Genomic DNA, 14,672 nt, shown 5'->3' with positions numbered 1-14,672 from the left:
AACAAGCTTTAAAAGTACATATAGTGTCATCTTGCCGTTAGCCACTAAGGATAAAAAGTAGTAACAGTGAAAATTGCGAAATGATTACAAGCCAATAAAATTATCTAGTCTATTAAAGTAAAGAATGATAAACTACGTGTAAAACATTCTGTAGGTGAAATTTATGTTTTTAAAAAGAGTTACTCTTTTGCGTGACCGAATTCCATCATTTGATAGATATCCTTTTTCCATTCCATCGATTCAAACACTCGAACAACTCGATTTTAAGAGTGACGTCACCTTTTTTGTTGGGGAAAATGGATCTGGAAAATCAACTTTATTAGAAGCGATCGCGTACCAATGTAATTTCAATACGGCAGGCGGCAACAGAAATAATGCCTATCAAGTTCACGCCGCTTCCTCGGATCTTGGGGACTACATTCGACTATCTTGGTTACCAAAAGTGATAAATGGCTTCTTTCTTCGTGCAGAGTCCTTTTATCATTTTGCCACACACATTGATGAAGTGGATGACACAGGCTTTAGAGATTATGGTGGTCGCTCGTTACATCAACAGTCACATGGGGAATCGTTTTTATCCCTTTTCTTACACCGTTTCAAAGGCAAGGCGATATATTTATTAGATGAGCCTGAGGCTGCGTTATCTCCTCAACGACAATTGACGTTTTTAAAGATATTACACGATCTTACAACAAGCGCCGAGTGTCAATTTATTATCGCCACACATTCCCCTATTTTGCTAGGATATCCTCACGCGACATATGGAGTTTTGATGATGGAAAAATTAGAGAAGTAGACTATGAAATGACAGACCACTATCAAATTACAAAGTATTTCCTTCAGCATAGAGAGAAATTATTGAAAGAGCTACTAGAGGAATGAAATGGGCAGTTAATCTATCTGAAAAAAGGAATTTTACAATTAATCCCCCCTTATTCGGCAAACTTTATTTTAAAAACATAGATTCTCCTTCTTTGAACTTCTCCCTGTCAAGTAGACAGTAAATAAAAAGGGGCTTATTAAGCAGCTGTAGCTAGATATTCTCTAGGGCTACAGCTGTTTAATTTTATTTGTATCCGCTCATCGTTGTAGAATTTGTATTGTAAAACGGTTTGCTTCAATTCTTCAGCTGTTTCCCATATACATATAGATACATTCTGCCTTTAAATGGCTAAAAAAGTTTTCCATACAAGCATGCTCGAAACCATTCCCTTTCCTAGACATGCTGGCCCTTATATTGTATTGTTTAAGTAGTGTGTAGTATTATACTGAAATCATTGGTCAACACATCTTTTTTTCGTTTGATAGCTAACTGAACGGTGTCGATGCCGAACTTGACATCCTTTCGATGACTGATTTGATCAGCGGCAATCTCATTGTTATATAAATCTTTAATGGCTGATACATATCATCGTATTCCATTGAAAGATACATAATATCCTTCACCCACTTTTCATTTGTTTTTTTGGCTAGAAATTCTCGATTCAAATGGTTATCAGATACAACATATGCCTCTTTCTTTCCAAAATCCTTTCTCTTTCTCCGAATGTTTGCTTGAATCCCTAGTTCTTTCATGAACCGATATACTCGTTTGTGGTTGATGGTTAGGTTGTATTTTTCTTGAGCCAAGCTGTCATTCAAGGATAACCATAGATTCCGTTAACAGCTTGGTAACACTCCTGAATCTTTTCTTTGGTTTCTCTTCTAATCCTTGAATTCCTTCCTTCTTTATAGTGAGTCACCCATCTATTCTATGTAACACGGAAGAAGAGATGTGAAATGGATGCATGATTTCACGCTTCGTCTATCCCTCATATAAATCTTTCTTCACAACGTCTAATTGATATTCTTTACTGTATGTTTTTCTGATTTTGTCCATAAAAAAATCCCCTCCATAGTAGACCGTACATCCCTTTCTTTTTTCTGTCTACTATAAGGGGATCATATCAGCTAAAGTCTCTCTTTCCTGATATCACAGCACCTCGGTATATTCTTCCCGCCGCGCTGGCGTCAATTTTAAAGGTAATTCTTCAAGTCAACTACCTTACCAATTTTTTATTGAAACAAAAATTTTCGAGCGTGAACAGGGACGGTTCTCGATTAGTGCGCCGCATGGCCTGAAGTCAACACCCAAATTGATCCGACAACAATGACGATTGCCATAAAAGCGGCGTACGCCATATTAATGATGTTCGCCTTCCCGTCTTCTCCCTCTGTCACATGCATAAACATAAAAAGTTGGAGACCAGCCTGCAAAACGGCTAAAGATCCAATGATCCACATAACAATGGTAAATGATAGTCGTGTTTTTAGTGCCACGAAAACTGCAGCAAATGTCAACAAAAGCGAAAGTAAAAAACCGATGATATGGCTAATTGGATATTTGCTGTTTGCCTTATGTTCCACTTACCCCACCATCCCTTTTAAATACACAAATGTAAAGATAAAAATCCAAACAACATCAAGAAAATGCCAATATAAACTAATAATAAACGTTTTTCTCGCAGTGACAGGCGTTAATCCCCTTTGGATTAACTGAATAATAATCATCACCGCCCAGAAAATCCCGAACGTCACATGAGCTCCATGTGTACCAAGAAGGATGAAAAAGCTGGACAAGAATGCGCTTGTCTGCATCGTCGCTCCTTCATGGACATAATGAATAAATTCATTAATCTCCATGAACAAAAATCCGAATCCTAGCAGCAAAGTCACAATCAACCATGTAAGCAAACCTTTTAAGCGATGCCGGCGCATCTCAAAGACAGCTAACCCGCACGTAAAGCTGCTCGTTAATAACAATAACGTTTCAATCATCACATCTTTCAACTTAAAAATATCATTTGGGGTCGGACCATGGGCATAACGCTCACCTAAAACGCCGTATACCGCAAACAGCGTCGAAAACAATACAATTTCAGCACCTAAAAAAATCCAAAAACCAAGAATATTTAACCGGCTTTGCTCCGTTTGATATTCAAGCGGCAATGAAGTATTGACGTTAGCCGACATGATGTTTCACCCCTCCTTCAACCTTTCTCCATTTGCTTTCGATGTTTTTAATCTCTTGAACAGTAACATGGTAGCCATCGTCGTAATCAAATGATCGAATGATTAGTCCGATGACAATACCAATCGCAGCAACAGCTGCAGCAATATGCCATTCAAACACGAGGAAAAACCCTGTAATTCCAAACACTACAGCCATATAAAACGGCAGACCAGAATTGCTTGGCATATGGATCTCTTCAATCTCTTCTTCTTTCAAAACCAAACCGCTGTTTCGCTTTTTCATATGCCAAAATGCATCGAGTTCTTTCACTTCAGGCAATACAGCGAAGTTATAAAATTGGACAGGAGACGCTGTTGCCCATTCTAGTGTTCTCGCATCCCACGGATCGCTGGACACATTGCGCTTCGCATATCGGAAACTCCAATAAATGTTATAACAAAATACCGCAAAGCCGAGCGCCAAAATAATGGATCCAATTGCGGAAACAAGGAACAACGGCGCAAAGCCGGACTCAGCCGAATACGTATAAGCGCGTCGAACCGCACCTTGTAAGCCAAGGAAGAACATTGGCATAAAGGTAACATTAAAGCCGATGTTAAATAACCAGAAATGATATTTACCTAACTTTTCGTTAAGCATAAAGCCGAACATTTTTGGCCACCAGTAATATAGCCCCGCAAAGACCGCAAATACGACACCTGGAATTAATACATAATGGAAATGTGCGACCAAGAACAATGTGTTGTGATATTGATAGTCAGCGGCAGCCATCCCCAGCATGACTCCTGTGACACCGCCAATGACGAAGTTAGGAATAAACCCTAACGACCACAACATCGCTGTCGTAAACTTAATTCTTCCTTTTCGCATCGTAAACAGCCAGTTAAAAATTTTCACACCAGTCGGTACCGCAATTAACATCGTCGTAATGGAAAATACTGAGTTTACAGCTGGACCCGCACCCATTGTAAAGAAATGGTGAACCCAAACTAACATACTTAACAAGGCAATTCCAACAATAGAAATTACCATCGATTTATAGCCATACAACGACTTCCGTGAAAACGTAGCGATAACCTCTGAAAAAATACCGAACGCAGGAAGAACAACAATATACACTTCCGGATGTCCCCATAGCCAGAACAAGTTTGCCCAAAGCATATCGCTTCCACCGGAAGAAAGCGTAAAGAAATGCGTACCATATAATCGGTCAAATGTCATTAATGCAAGGGCGACCGTAAAAATTGGGAAAGCCGCTACAATGATAATAGACGTAATCAATGTTGTCCATGTAAACATCGGCATTTTCATTAATGTCATGCCTTTTGTTCGCATTTTCAAAATCGTAACAATAAAGTTAATTCCCGTCATTAATGTACCTAGACCCGCAATTTGAAGCGCAATCGCATAATAGTTATTCCCAACACCAGGACTGAATTCTTTCCCCGCAAGTGGGAAATAAGATGTCCATCCGGCATCCGGCGATCCTCCGACAACAAACGAAATATTAAACAACATCGCTCCGCTAAAAAACAGCCAGAAGCTTAACGCATTCAACTGTGGAAAAGCAACGTCCCGCGCGCCGATTTGCAGCGGAACCACAACGTTCATTAGACCGATCAAAAACGGCATCGCCATGAATAAAATCATGATGACCCCATGGGTCGTAAAGATTTCATTGTAATGTTGCGCATCCAAAAAATTCATTTCCGGTCTTGCTGTTTGCGCCTTCATTAATAATCCGTCTATACCGCCGCGGAAAAACATTAAAACGCCTGATAGAATATACATAATCCCGATTTTTTTATGATCAACTGTTGTGAGCCATTCTCTCCAAAGCCAGCCCCACTTTTTGAAATACGTTAATCCTCCGACAATCGCAATGACCGTCATCACAATCGCAATTTGCGAACCAACAATTAATGGATCTCCTGTAATGAGTATTTCATTCCACTTAATGCCCATGATGTCCACCTCCATGTGATTCGTTCTCGTTTACATCCTCATGTTCATGGTGTCCATGATTAGACTTCGGCGTACATACATCATTTTTGTAGTTATCTTCTTCTTCAAAAATCTTTCCTTGATATCCGTGTGTTTTGTAAGCTTCCGGATTTGTATATGTCTTCGAATTTGCATCCGCATGATTCACCCATTGTAAATGAGTGTTTGAAAACGTCAATCTGCCTAAATGCGTCGGCAGTAAAATTTCTTCGTACTTTTCTTCCGTCAGCTTAGGAGCGGTTTCTTTCACTTCACGCACCCATTTTTCAAATTCTTGCGGCGTTTGAGCTAACACTTCAAACTCCATATGTGCATATCCGCGTCCATTGAAATTCGTATTTCGGCCTAGATAAGAACCTGGATGATCGGCCACAACGTAAAGCTCCGTTTCCATTCTATTCATCGTATACTTTTGGCCTGCTAATGCAGGAATCCAAAATGATTGCATCGTAGACGCCGATGTAAGTTTGAATAGAATCGGACGATCTTCAGGAATGTTTACATAGTTGACGGTTTCAATTCCTTGCTCAGGATAGCTGAAAATCCATTTCCAATCCGCTGATGTGACATGAATCACGAGCGGGTCTTGATCTTCATATCCTTTCGGCGGCTTTTCTAAATCATATAAAGCTTTTACCGTTGGAATCGTTAACGCGACAATAATGAGAATCGGAATAGCCGTCCACACAATTTCAAGAATTGTGCTGCCATGCTCTTCTGGCGGCTCATAGTCCATATTGTCAGGTCTTTCTCTATACTTCCAAACAATAAAAGCAAACAGTGCAAATACGACTACGACAACAAGAAGCATCCAAATGAGCGACCAATTAATCAACTGCGTAATACTTCTCGCTGCCGGCCCTTGCGGCTCAAATACAACCATGTTCGTCTCACAACCGCTCAATAGAGGAAAGATGACTGCCCCTAATAAAGCAAACACCTTTTTGAGCTTCATACGATTTCACCTCTTTATAAAATCTTTTGGAATAAAATTTAAAATTGTGAGAAAATGCACAAACAAATATCCACTTATTCAGTAAAAAATTTTTTAGTATTACCACTATCGAAATGATTTTAACATGTCCTATAAATTTAATTGTGACAAAAAAAGAAAGGAAGAAAATGAAAAATCCCAAAAAAAGCAGGTAAATACTTGACGAAATACATTTCATCCATTCAAAAGGCCTTTATCCCCCAAAAAAATACATAAATAATGGAAAAAACCATAATAAAAAGCCTTTCACACGAAAGGCTGTCACATTTTATCCAAAAATTTTTCATGAAATGTTCATAAATTTACTTTTGGAAAAAAAGCCATCATCAGGTATTTTTGTACCTGAATTAGAATTCATTTCAAAATCAATTAGAAAGCCACATTCACCTCCATCAATGTTCAGTTGTTTCGATGATTATACAAATTTTAGCTATATAATTTGACTGATAAATCATAGTCCATTTGCACAGCTTCTTCCGTATCTTGATCGATATAGACCAGCTTCGCAAACACGTGTTTTTCGTATTTGCCAAACGTCACGCCTGTTTCCTCTTCGATTTCCTTTTGCAAAATGCGATTCGTTGGCCATTGTTGACGTTATAGTCTTGGACACATTCCCCGCAAGCTGCGGGCAATCTCCTCGTCCGGAAACATATGTCCCTGCTGAATCTTTTAATGTAAGAATTTAAAACACATTCAGGTAATCCCAGCCTTTGCGGAGCGCACAATGGGGAAAATAAAGCATAGCGGCTCTGACATTACAGTTCTCTTTTCTCTTATCTTGTCGAACTTTGATAACGTTCAGAGTGTGACATTACACCAATTTAAAGAATCAATTAAAAGATCGGAAAAAGGTAAAACTTAAGCTTTACCTTTTCTTGCAGAACAATTCTGTGAAACAAGATTTTTCGGGTGGTGCCAGGCATGGTTTGAAATGAGAGTAAGAGGCACTATGTAGGCATAAAGAAAGAGAGATGACTGTCATTACAGCACAACTCTCCTTCACTTCTATACTATCAATCTTTGACGAAACTCGGGCGGTGATAGGCACTTATACAATTACATTTCGTCGGACTATGTTAACAACATTCATTCTTAGAAAAATATTTATCAGAAACCATTAGTGAGATGATTTTTATGTCATCGAAAAAAGAGAACTTCTCAATCCGTAGGAGTTTCCCTTTCCTTTGAACTCAACCTTTTTCATCCCCATTCAAAATGGCCCTAAACCGATCATTTAAACACATAATGAAACAAAATATATGTAATGACCAAATAAGGTTCGATTTGTTCGTATCCTTTTTCTACTTCAAATTCATATTGAAACCGGTGCAACGCCCTTTTTCCAGTTGCAATGACTTCGTCTTCTTTCAAAACATTTACTTTCGATTGAACACTTAAGGAACGAAAATAAAACGTTTTGTCGTGAATGGATAGTATTAACCCCTCTTTTAATTTAGCAGCGTTTTTCCACGTAATATCGGTTCGCAACGTCCCAATCACATCGCCATCTTCCACTATGTTCCATACATCATTTACAAAACCTTTTTTCTTGTTTTGCTTTTCTACTATTATCGTATGGTTGTGATAAAAGGTAAATTTCATATGTAAATACATACTTGGGGTTAAAAAAATCTCACTCAACCAATGGTGCCATTTACGCTTATAAAATCGGTGATACTCTCCTATCTTTTCATTTCCTTTAAAAAGAACTTTCAGTTTTGGTGAGAATCGATCCATTATTTTTATATACCATGTATGATCATGGGGTTGAACCGGTTCATAAGTCGCGTCTTTCCTTTGTTGCCATTTTTCAATGACCCCAATGGCAAATGCTGCAAGCAAAAACAAACTAGCATATAGAAATTGTATCCATTCAAATTGTCCTAAAATGAAATAGCGTAAAGCCATCCCTATTAACGCAATGATAAAAAGAAAGAAAAGATGAATCATAATCGTCTCTCTCCAATTGGATTCCCTAATCTTTTTTTGTAAATATTATACAAAATCCATGTTTTAAAAAATAGAGGACAGTTGTTCCTTAATTGAACATACAATCTTCTAATGTTTTCGACAGGTGCCAGCGCACGCATTCCAATTAGAGAAGAAAATTTGAATAATAGGTGGAGATTTAGTAATATGCACAAGTCATGTGCAATATTTTACGGTTCGTGAACTAGATTAATAGAAAAGATGAAATCTTGATACATAAATGGCAACAATCCCTTGGATCTTCAAAGCTCCAAGGGAATATGCATGTTCAAGAAACATTTTGCGTAAACCTACATTTTGGATAGTTACTACAACCTTTAAAACTTCCATATTTTCCTTTTTTCAAAACAAGAGTACTTCCGCACTTGGGACAGCGATTTTGTTGTACATGTTCTTTTATATGCTTTTGTTTCTTTTGAATCGATTGAATGTGCTGTTTTTTCATGTCTTTTTCTTGTTGTTTATCCTTAACAAGCAGTGCCTTTAATTTTTGAGCTAAATATTGTTTTCTTTCATTATCGATCACTTTTGTTCGATATTGCTCAAGTATTTGTTTCAACTGTTTAGGGTAAATGACGTGGGATTGGGTGAAATGAATGCCCGATTTCAATTTAGCTCGCGGCATAAATACAACGATAGAGTAAATAGGAATATGCACAAACTCTCCTCCCAGCCATTCCTTTAAAGCTTTTATATGGCCCTTGTTCTGCCAAATCGGGTTTAAAAACTTTTCTTTTCGTTTGTAAATCACTTGAGTCCAATATTTTGATGCTTCATCTCCAAAAATCCAACCGCTATAATTCTTCGTTTCAATAACAAACAGACCTTGTTCAGACAGAATGATATGATCGATTTGCGAAGAAGAGCCGTCCATCTTCGGAATGTAAAGGTCATGAAAAGCCTTGTACATACCAGGCGAAGATTTCTCTAATTTTTCAATCTCCTTGCGAACTCGATATTCCCCTATTGAGCCAATCCATTTAGACTCTTTCGATTTTATCCATTTAATAAATAAGGCAAACAAGAATAAAAGAAGAAGTGGATAGAAAAAGGAAAGATTCATATTTAATGTTTCCCCTCCCCGTTTGTTCTCCTCTAATAAAATTACGACTGAAAAAACAATAAACTAGATTAGTGATTTATCACTCAGAGCAATAGTAACACATTTTCTATACGAACGAGCTGGACTCCTCCAAAATCATCCCTAGAAACTAACAGAAGAAAAGCGAAAATTTCCTGACTACCTTTTTTAAACATGTTAAACGATTTAAACAACTTACTACAGATCAACAAATGAAAGTAATCAAATTTGCCATGAATGTTAAGGGAATATATGTAGGGTTATTAGACGACTATTTACAATAATTTGAACATAAAAGCCGCCTGTCACCTCCTGAATGTCCGAATAGCGAAAATGAAACTTGGAGGTAACAGGTATTTTGTTTAGTTTTTTTACACGTTTTTATCTTAAATGTTCGAGAATTTGAAGTACTCTTAAGAAAGGGTTCCCTAAATCATTAGTATTTTTAGCCGCAAACTCTCTCATCTCTTCAATACAGCGAGTATAATCTTTATTAATCACTAATTGAAGCGTCTCGATCTTTCCCAACTCTGAAGTGATATATCCTTCTGGCACATAAGGTGACCAAAACATGTAAACACGATTCGGAAAGTCTTTTAATAATAATTCGGCATACTCCTTTTGTACCTCGTGTTTTTGTTTAATTTTCTCGACCGTCATTTGATTATTGCCATAAAGCAGACCACGTATATGTGTTGTCACTTCACATAAATACGCTGTTTTTGTTTTAAAATCTAATCCGACAACATCGAGTTCACTCAATCCTTTCAGCCCGCCTCCTGGAATACGGACGTTATAATCGACAAAGTCGCATTGCTTAATCACTTTTAAATAACCACCGACTATGTATTCTCCGATGTCTGTTTTCATCATCAATCAACTCCTACATGAACGGCTAAGTAACAAAACTCTCCATGTTTTTCATTACTAACAGTTGAATAATGTTGCCATTGTAATTTATAAGTTCCTTTAATAACGATCGGATTTTCACGGTCTTTTATCGTTCCGGCTGAAGCATGTTCCAGCCATTTCAATTCTCCAGTCAAAACGCGGTTTTCATGAATTCGAAAATAGCTGTCAACAGTATGTGATTTGGTTGGCGGATTCCAATATAAATGGTCATTCGTTAATAATATTGCAATTCCGTTGATATTGTACCGGCCTATGGTAATCTTTTCAAGTTTCTCGACTTGTTTAAGAAAATCATAGCGGCCACAATCTTCTGCACCGTGATGTTTTAATTCTATGAATTGATTTTCTTGCTTAATTGTTAGTCCGGCGAGTTTATTCATTAAATATATCGCATGTTGTTGCTCAGAATTCGGATCTTCTACCCAAAGATCGACTACACATCCATGAAAATCCTTGTTTTCAATCACGCGAAACTTTTCTTGAAGCTGATGTTTGAATGAATTTTTAAAAGCTTCTTTTGAAGAAAAGAATGGATGTTTTTGTGCTAATTTTTTCATTTCCTGTTTAATAGAAAACATGTTTATTCCTCTCCCTGTACTTTCTAAATGGTCCCAATCTCATACTACAAACTACTTAACCGATTTCTTTCTATTTTAATTGTGTTATCTTTTCCATCCAGGACGTCAGCTCTTTTGCTGCCATAAATTCGCAACGCTTTGGCCCCTTTCATCAATTTGACAGAAAGGCGCGCGGTTCCCCGATAGTCTTTTTTGTTCATATCGATACATTCCGTGAATTCGTCCCAGTACACGACAGCAATTTCTTGATTGTAATCGCTTAGTTGCTTTTGACTGCATATAAATGCAAAAACGAGTGTCTTGTCTTTATTCTCATCTTTTAATTTATTAATCTCTACGAGCTCGCGATCTGAAAACGTAAATGACCATGTAAAATCTTTTGATCCTGTTGGTGAAGTGTGATATTTCGTATAAATCATGTAATCATCATTATTGGTCGATACTTTATAAATTTGACGACTTTCACTCTCTTTTTCAAATAATGCCGGCGCCAAACCACCGTTAATGAGTACAGAGAGTAATGCTCCATAATAATAATCGGCCTTGCAAAGTACGCCCATTGTTTTATTTCCCCTTCCATTCTTTCTCGTAACTAGTCTATTAATGTTCTTCTAAAAATTAAGCGAAGTTTTATTATACTTATTTTAGCTAATTTTGTAAGAAAATGTTGTCGAATGGTGTTATAAAAAGAAAAAACAGAAGCGCAAAAAGCTTCTGTTTAGAGTTTCTAATTCTTACAATCATTTTCTGCTTTTCATATTGATGGTGTTGCAAAACTAGAGTAAAAACTCAAAATTGTGCATAAGAATGCATAATTGTACATGCAGTAAATAGCGATTAAACCCATACCAACGTGGCTGTTCTAGTCCATCATTCTTTAATTGATTGAATGTCTGCTCAATCGAGTTACGGAAACGAAACAACCACTTTCCGAATTCTGTTTTCAAAAACGAAGGAATCACCCGGCCGTAGGCATCTTTTCGTTCATCACCATTTCGAGGATTAATCGGTGAAACGAAAAAGATCCCTGTTTGTTCCGCCATTTGACGGACTTTTTCACTGTCATAGGCAGCATCTCCAAGGGCAAACTCAATCTCCCATTCCTTTAAAGATGGAAATAATTCAAGCGCAACGGCTGCATCATTTCGATTCGCAGTCGTGAAGACATGGGATAAAATGACTCCCTCTGCCGTTGTACAAAGATGTCATTTATAACCTTTAAACCAGTTATACCGAGTGGAAATTCCCCATCTCGCTTGAGAATCATAAAGACTGCTTCGGAGCGCTGTACTGTCGATCATGACGATTTTTGGATATCGAACGCCTAAATCTTTGAGAAGTTGAGCATTAAAAGCGGAAAATCCTTGTTCTCGAAACCACTTACCTGCACGTGAAAACGTAGAAAGATGTGGAACCTCTTTAAGTCCACAAATACGCCGGAAGTAGCCAAAGCGATTCAGTGTGTCAACTAACTGACGTAAAGAATCAATGGAAAAATAGGTTTTTAAAAAGAAACATTTTAACAATGATTTTTTCGGAATCGGTGGTCGTCCTGTCACATAAGGTGTTTCTGGTAAAGAAAGTTGGTCGATGTATTGAAATAAAGCTCGTAAAAGAGGATCCATTTCGCTATTCATTGCATGTTCGATAACAAAATTGGAAATCATGATAGTGTCCACCCCTTGGAAATGTGTTTTTTAGGTCACTGTATATAATTTCCAAGACGGGTGGATTTTTTGTGTACATTTATGCATTCACTATGCGTTTTGCAACACGTTCATATTTATAAAATATCATCAAATTTCGATACTACCTTTGGTGCCGACTGAATTAGCCCTTCTAACAACGGAGAAGGAGTATTTTGATAAAACACTCTTAATTCTTGTTGGGCACGAGTAACTAGAACATATAGTAATCTAGCATGTAAATCATCTTTTGGAAAACTTTCTTCATTTATATTGACTAATATTACTGCATCAAACTCCATTCCTTTACTATAGTAAGATGTAAGGACTGAGATGGATTGTTTAGCAACCTCTTGATCTGGACTAATATACACAACATCACTTTTATACTCTTGTTTTAAGTATTGGGCTAACTTCATCGCCTTCTGTTCATCTTTATGAATAATGGCAATTCTTTTATATCGTTTCTTCCATTCTTTAATGGTTGAGACAATATTGTCAATTAAGTCTTGTCCTGACTTGACTTCAACAAACTGAACAGCGGCCCCATTTCTATTTATCGGTGTTATCGGTTGATGTGACGTACCGTACTGATTGGTTAATACTGTATTAGCCACTTCAATAATTTCCTTGGTAGAACGATAGCTAGTTTCTAATGTTAAAATGGTATCCCGATCTCGTTCAAAAAGAGAATCCATTAATTCGTCCCAATCATATTGACCGTACCCCATATAAATAGACTGATCTTTATCCCCAAGGATTGTCATCGTTTTCGTGATTTTATTCAGAACAGCAAAATGTAAATAGCTAAAATCTTGCGCTTCATCAACGACAATGTGAGCATATTGAATCGGTCTATCATATAGCAACAAATAAATATACAACAGTGGAGGTAAATCGAAGTATGTTATTTTTTCCAACGTATAGTTTTTAAATAAATTAGGAATATCTGAACCAACTTCATGTTGAAACGCAGCCAACACTTCAAAAGAAAGTACTTGTTTATAAATCGACACTGGATCTGGCAGCGTCATTTTCTCTTTCCAAAGAGAAAATGTTTCTTTAAATTGCTTTTGTAGCTGACGAACTTTATATTGATATATAGATTTCATTTGTTCAGTTAACTGATTGTATTCGTTTTGTGTTAAACCGCCATTTTTTAAGAACGTGTATACGATAAAATCGTATTGTTTTGTAATTTCATCGATTTTGTTTTCCATTACATTTTTGAAATGATTTTCTACATGTTGTAGAAAGCGTTCTACTTTTTTTCCAAAAGGTAAATAGTTGTACCCATCAAATATTTTCTTTAATTTTTCTTTATCTAAACGCTCATCAAAAATCGTTATAGGTTGAATCCGATTTTCATATTGATCCTTCATTTCTTCAACAAAAATATCTAACAAAAGAGCCAATGATTCAGAACCTTTAAACTCTATCCTTTTCCGTTCATCATCTGAATCTCTAGTAAATAAAACGTTTTCAAAATACCAATTGTATGATAAATCGACCTTATCTTTTAAAATAGTCTCTAAAATATTTAAAGATAACTGTTGAAAAGTCATTTGTTGAATTCCTTCCAAGTTTAATTCCGGAAGCAATCCTTTAAAGGAACTAATAAACAATTTGGACGGTCCTAAAATTAACACATTTTCAGGTTTGATATGTTTATTGTTGAACAACAAAAATGACAGACGATGGAGCGCTATGGAAGATTTCCCCGAACCTGCAACCCCTTGAATAATCACATTACGATCAATCGGTTGTCTAATAGCCTTATCTTGTTCTTTTTGAATCGTAGCGATAATTTCCTTAAGATATCCTGTTGTCTCACTTTGTTCTAATATCTCTCTTAAAAAATCGTCAGTGATTGTCAGCTCTTCACCCGTTTCTGTAAATGTCACATTCTGGCTACTATTCGGTTCAGCAACTTGTTGAACGATCTTTTTTATTTTCTTATTTTTAATTGTAAACTCTCTTTTTCTTACAACATCTACAGTTATTTTTGTTTTACGCCTTGTCTTTTCATCCTCTACAGTATATGATTGCCTAGATTGTCCAGGAGTAAAGTTATAATAAACAGAGGCCATCGGCATTCGCCAGTCCACGACAATGAGGTTTTCATCCTTGTCTCTTACCCCTTGCTTTCCAATATAAAAGGTTTCTTCTCCTTCTTCATCTGAAACAATATCAAAACGTCCAAAGTAAGGTTCTTCTTTCGCCTTCTTTAATAATTCTTGATCCTTAATACCTCTTCGATATGCTATTTCATCTCCTGCTAAATTCGCTCTCTCTTTCAATAACGTATTCTTTCTTTCAAGAAGCTCCCATATGTAATATGTTTGATCTTCTATCCGTTGAATGGTCTCATCTAATTTTTTTTGCTCTAGTTGTAATTCTTTTTTATCCATGG

General features: G+C 36.8%; 12 protein-coding genes and 3 pseudogenes. 1 reads left to right on the top strand and 14 read right to left on the bottom strand.

Annotation, left to right across the window (positions count from 1 at the left end):
* Positions 1-163 precede the first annotated feature (163 nt).
* Positions 164-882: pseudogene (locus HNQ85_RS06405) on the top strand (AAA family ATPase).
* Between the two features lie 137 nt (positions 883-1,019).
* Here HNQ85_RS06405 and HNQ85_RS18015 read toward each other — a convergent pair.
* From HNQ85_RS18015 to HNQ85_RS06345, 14 genes and pseudogenes are all read right to left on the bottom strand, one after another.
* Positions 1,020-1,142, bottom strand: coding sequence for an IS3 family transposase (locus HNQ85_RS18015; RefSeq protein ID WP_409994121.1), 123 nt, complete (start codon positions 1,140-1,142; stop codon positions 1,020-1,022).
* 166 nt (positions 1,143-1,308) lie between these two features.
* A complete protein-coding gene (locus HNQ85_RS06400; RefSeq protein WP_181536914.1) occupies positions 1,309-1,629 on the bottom strand; it encodes an IS3 family transposase in 321 nt (106 codons plus the stop codon).
* 471 nt (positions 1,630-2,100) lie between these two features.
* Positions 2,101-2,406 (bottom strand): cytochrome aa3 quinol oxidase subunit IV, encoded by a 306-nt coding sequence (qoxD, locus tag HNQ85_RS06395; RefSeq protein ID WP_181536913.1) that lies wholly within the window; start codon positions 2,404-2,406, stop codon positions 2,101-2,103.
* Entirely contained in the window at positions 2,407-3,012 is a 606-nt protein-coding gene (gene qoxC / locus HNQ85_RS06390) for a cytochrome aa3 quinol oxidase subunit III (protein ID WP_181536912.1), read from the bottom strand. It lies immediately after the preceding gene.
* Positions 3,002-4,978 carry a cytochrome aa3 quinol oxidase subunit I gene (gene qoxB, locus HNQ85_RS06385; RefSeq protein ID WP_181536911.1) on the bottom strand — a complete coding sequence of 659 codons (1,977 nt, stop codon included), beginning with the start codon at positions 4,976-4,978 and terminating at the stop codon, positions 3,002-3,004. The genes qoxC and qoxB overlap by 11 nt, the downstream gene beginning before the upstream one ends.
* Positions 4,968-5,972 (bottom strand): cytochrome aa3 quinol oxidase subunit II, encoded by a 1,005-nt coding sequence (gene qoxA, locus HNQ85_RS06380; RefSeq protein WP_181536910.1) that lies wholly within the window; start codon positions 5,970-5,972, stop codon positions 4,968-4,970. The genes qoxB and qoxA overlap by 11 nt, the downstream gene beginning before the upstream one ends.
* A gap of 471 nt (positions 5,973-6,443) precedes the next feature.
* Positions 6,444-6,794 (bottom strand): annotated as a pseudogene (locus HNQ85_RS18145) (type III restriction endonuclease subunit R); the annotation flags it as partial.
* Positions 6,795-7,244: 450 nt separating this feature from the next.
* Complete coding sequence (locus tag HNQ85_RS06375) at positions 7,245-7,964, bottom strand: tubby C-terminal domain-like protein (RefSeq protein WP_181536909.1); 720 nt, start codon at positions 7,962-7,964, stop codon at positions 7,245-7,247.
* Positions 7,965-8,271: 307 nt separating this feature from the next.
* A complete protein-coding gene (locus HNQ85_RS06370; RefSeq protein WP_181536908.1) occupies positions 8,272-9,066 on the bottom strand; it encodes an NERD domain-containing protein in 795 nt (264 codons plus the stop codon).
* Between the two features lie 399 nt (positions 9,067-9,465).
* A complete protein-coding gene (locus HNQ85_RS06365) occupies positions 9,466-9,957 on the bottom strand; it encodes a hypothetical protein (RefSeq protein ID WP_246326790.1) in 492 nt (163 codons plus the stop codon).
* Positions 9,957-10,574, bottom strand: a complete 618-nt coding sequence (locus HNQ85_RS06360) for a hypothetical protein (RefSeq protein WP_181536907.1) — start codon at positions 10,572-10,574, stop codon at positions 9,957-9,959. The genes HNQ85_RS06365 and HNQ85_RS06360 overlap by 1 nt, the downstream gene beginning before the upstream one ends.
* Before the next feature lie 44 nt (positions 10,575-10,618).
* Positions 10,619-11,134, bottom strand: coding sequence for a hypothetical protein (locus HNQ85_RS06355; RefSeq protein WP_181536906.1), 516 nt, complete (start codon positions 11,132-11,134; stop codon positions 10,619-10,621).
* 216 nt (positions 11,135-11,350) lie between these two features.
* Positions 11,351-12,241, bottom strand: a pseudogene (locus HNQ85_RS06350) (transposase).
* 116 nt (positions 12,242-12,357) lie between these two features.
* A complete protein-coding gene (locus HNQ85_RS06345) occupies positions 12,358-14,670 on the bottom strand; it encodes a HelD family protein (protein WP_181536905.1) in 2,313 nt (770 codons plus the stop codon).
* Positions 14,671-14,672: the final 2 nt, after the last annotated feature.

Source organism: [Anoxybacillus] calidus, assembly GCF_013760845.1.
GTDB classification, from domain to species: domain Bacteria; phylum Bacillota; class Bacilli; order Bacillales; family Anoxybacillaceae; genus Paranoxybacillus; species Paranoxybacillus calidus.
The sequence above is the reverse complement of the archived record's forward strand: the minus strand, read 5'-3'. Positions and strand labels throughout refer to the sequence as shown.

What these genes read in the sequence shown, in the direction of transcription:
- qoxB (WP_181536911.1), bottom strand. Translation starts at nt 4,978, where the DNA reads ATGGGCATTAAGTGGAATGAAATACTCATTACAGGAGATCCATTAATT.
- HNQ85_RS06365 (WP_246326790.1), bottom strand. Translation starts at nt 9,957, where the DNA reads ATGATGAAAACAGACATCGGAGAATACATAGTCGGTGGTTATTTAAAA.
- HNQ85_RS06375 (WP_181536909.1), bottom strand. Translation starts at nt 7,964, where the DNA reads ATGATTCATCTTTTCTTTCTTTTTATCATTGCGTTAATAGGGATGGCT.
- qoxC (WP_181536912.1), bottom strand. Translation starts at nt 3,012, where the DNA reads ATGTCGGCTAACGTCAATACTTCATTGCCGCTTGAATATCAAACGGAG.
- HNQ85_RS06370 (WP_181536908.1), bottom strand. Translation starts at nt 9,066, where the DNA reads ATGAATCTTTCCTTTTTCTATCCACTTCTTCTTTTATTCTTGTTTGCC.
- qoxA (WP_181536910.1), bottom strand. Translation starts at nt 5,972, where the DNA reads ATGAAGCTCAAAAAGGTGTTTGCTTTATTAGGGGCAGTCATCTTTCCT.
- HNQ85_RS06345 (WP_181536905.1), bottom strand. Translation starts at nt 14,670, where the DNA reads ATGGATAAAAAAGAATTACAACTAGAGCAAAAAAAATTAGATGAGACC.
- HNQ85_RS06355 (WP_181536906.1), bottom strand. Translation starts at nt 11,134, where the DNA reads ATGGGCGTACTTTGCAAGGCCGATTATTATTATGGAGCATTACTCTCT.
- HNQ85_RS06360 (WP_181536907.1), bottom strand. Translation starts at nt 10,574, where the DNA reads ATGTTTTCTATTAAACAGGAAATGAAAAAATTAGCACAAAAACATCCA.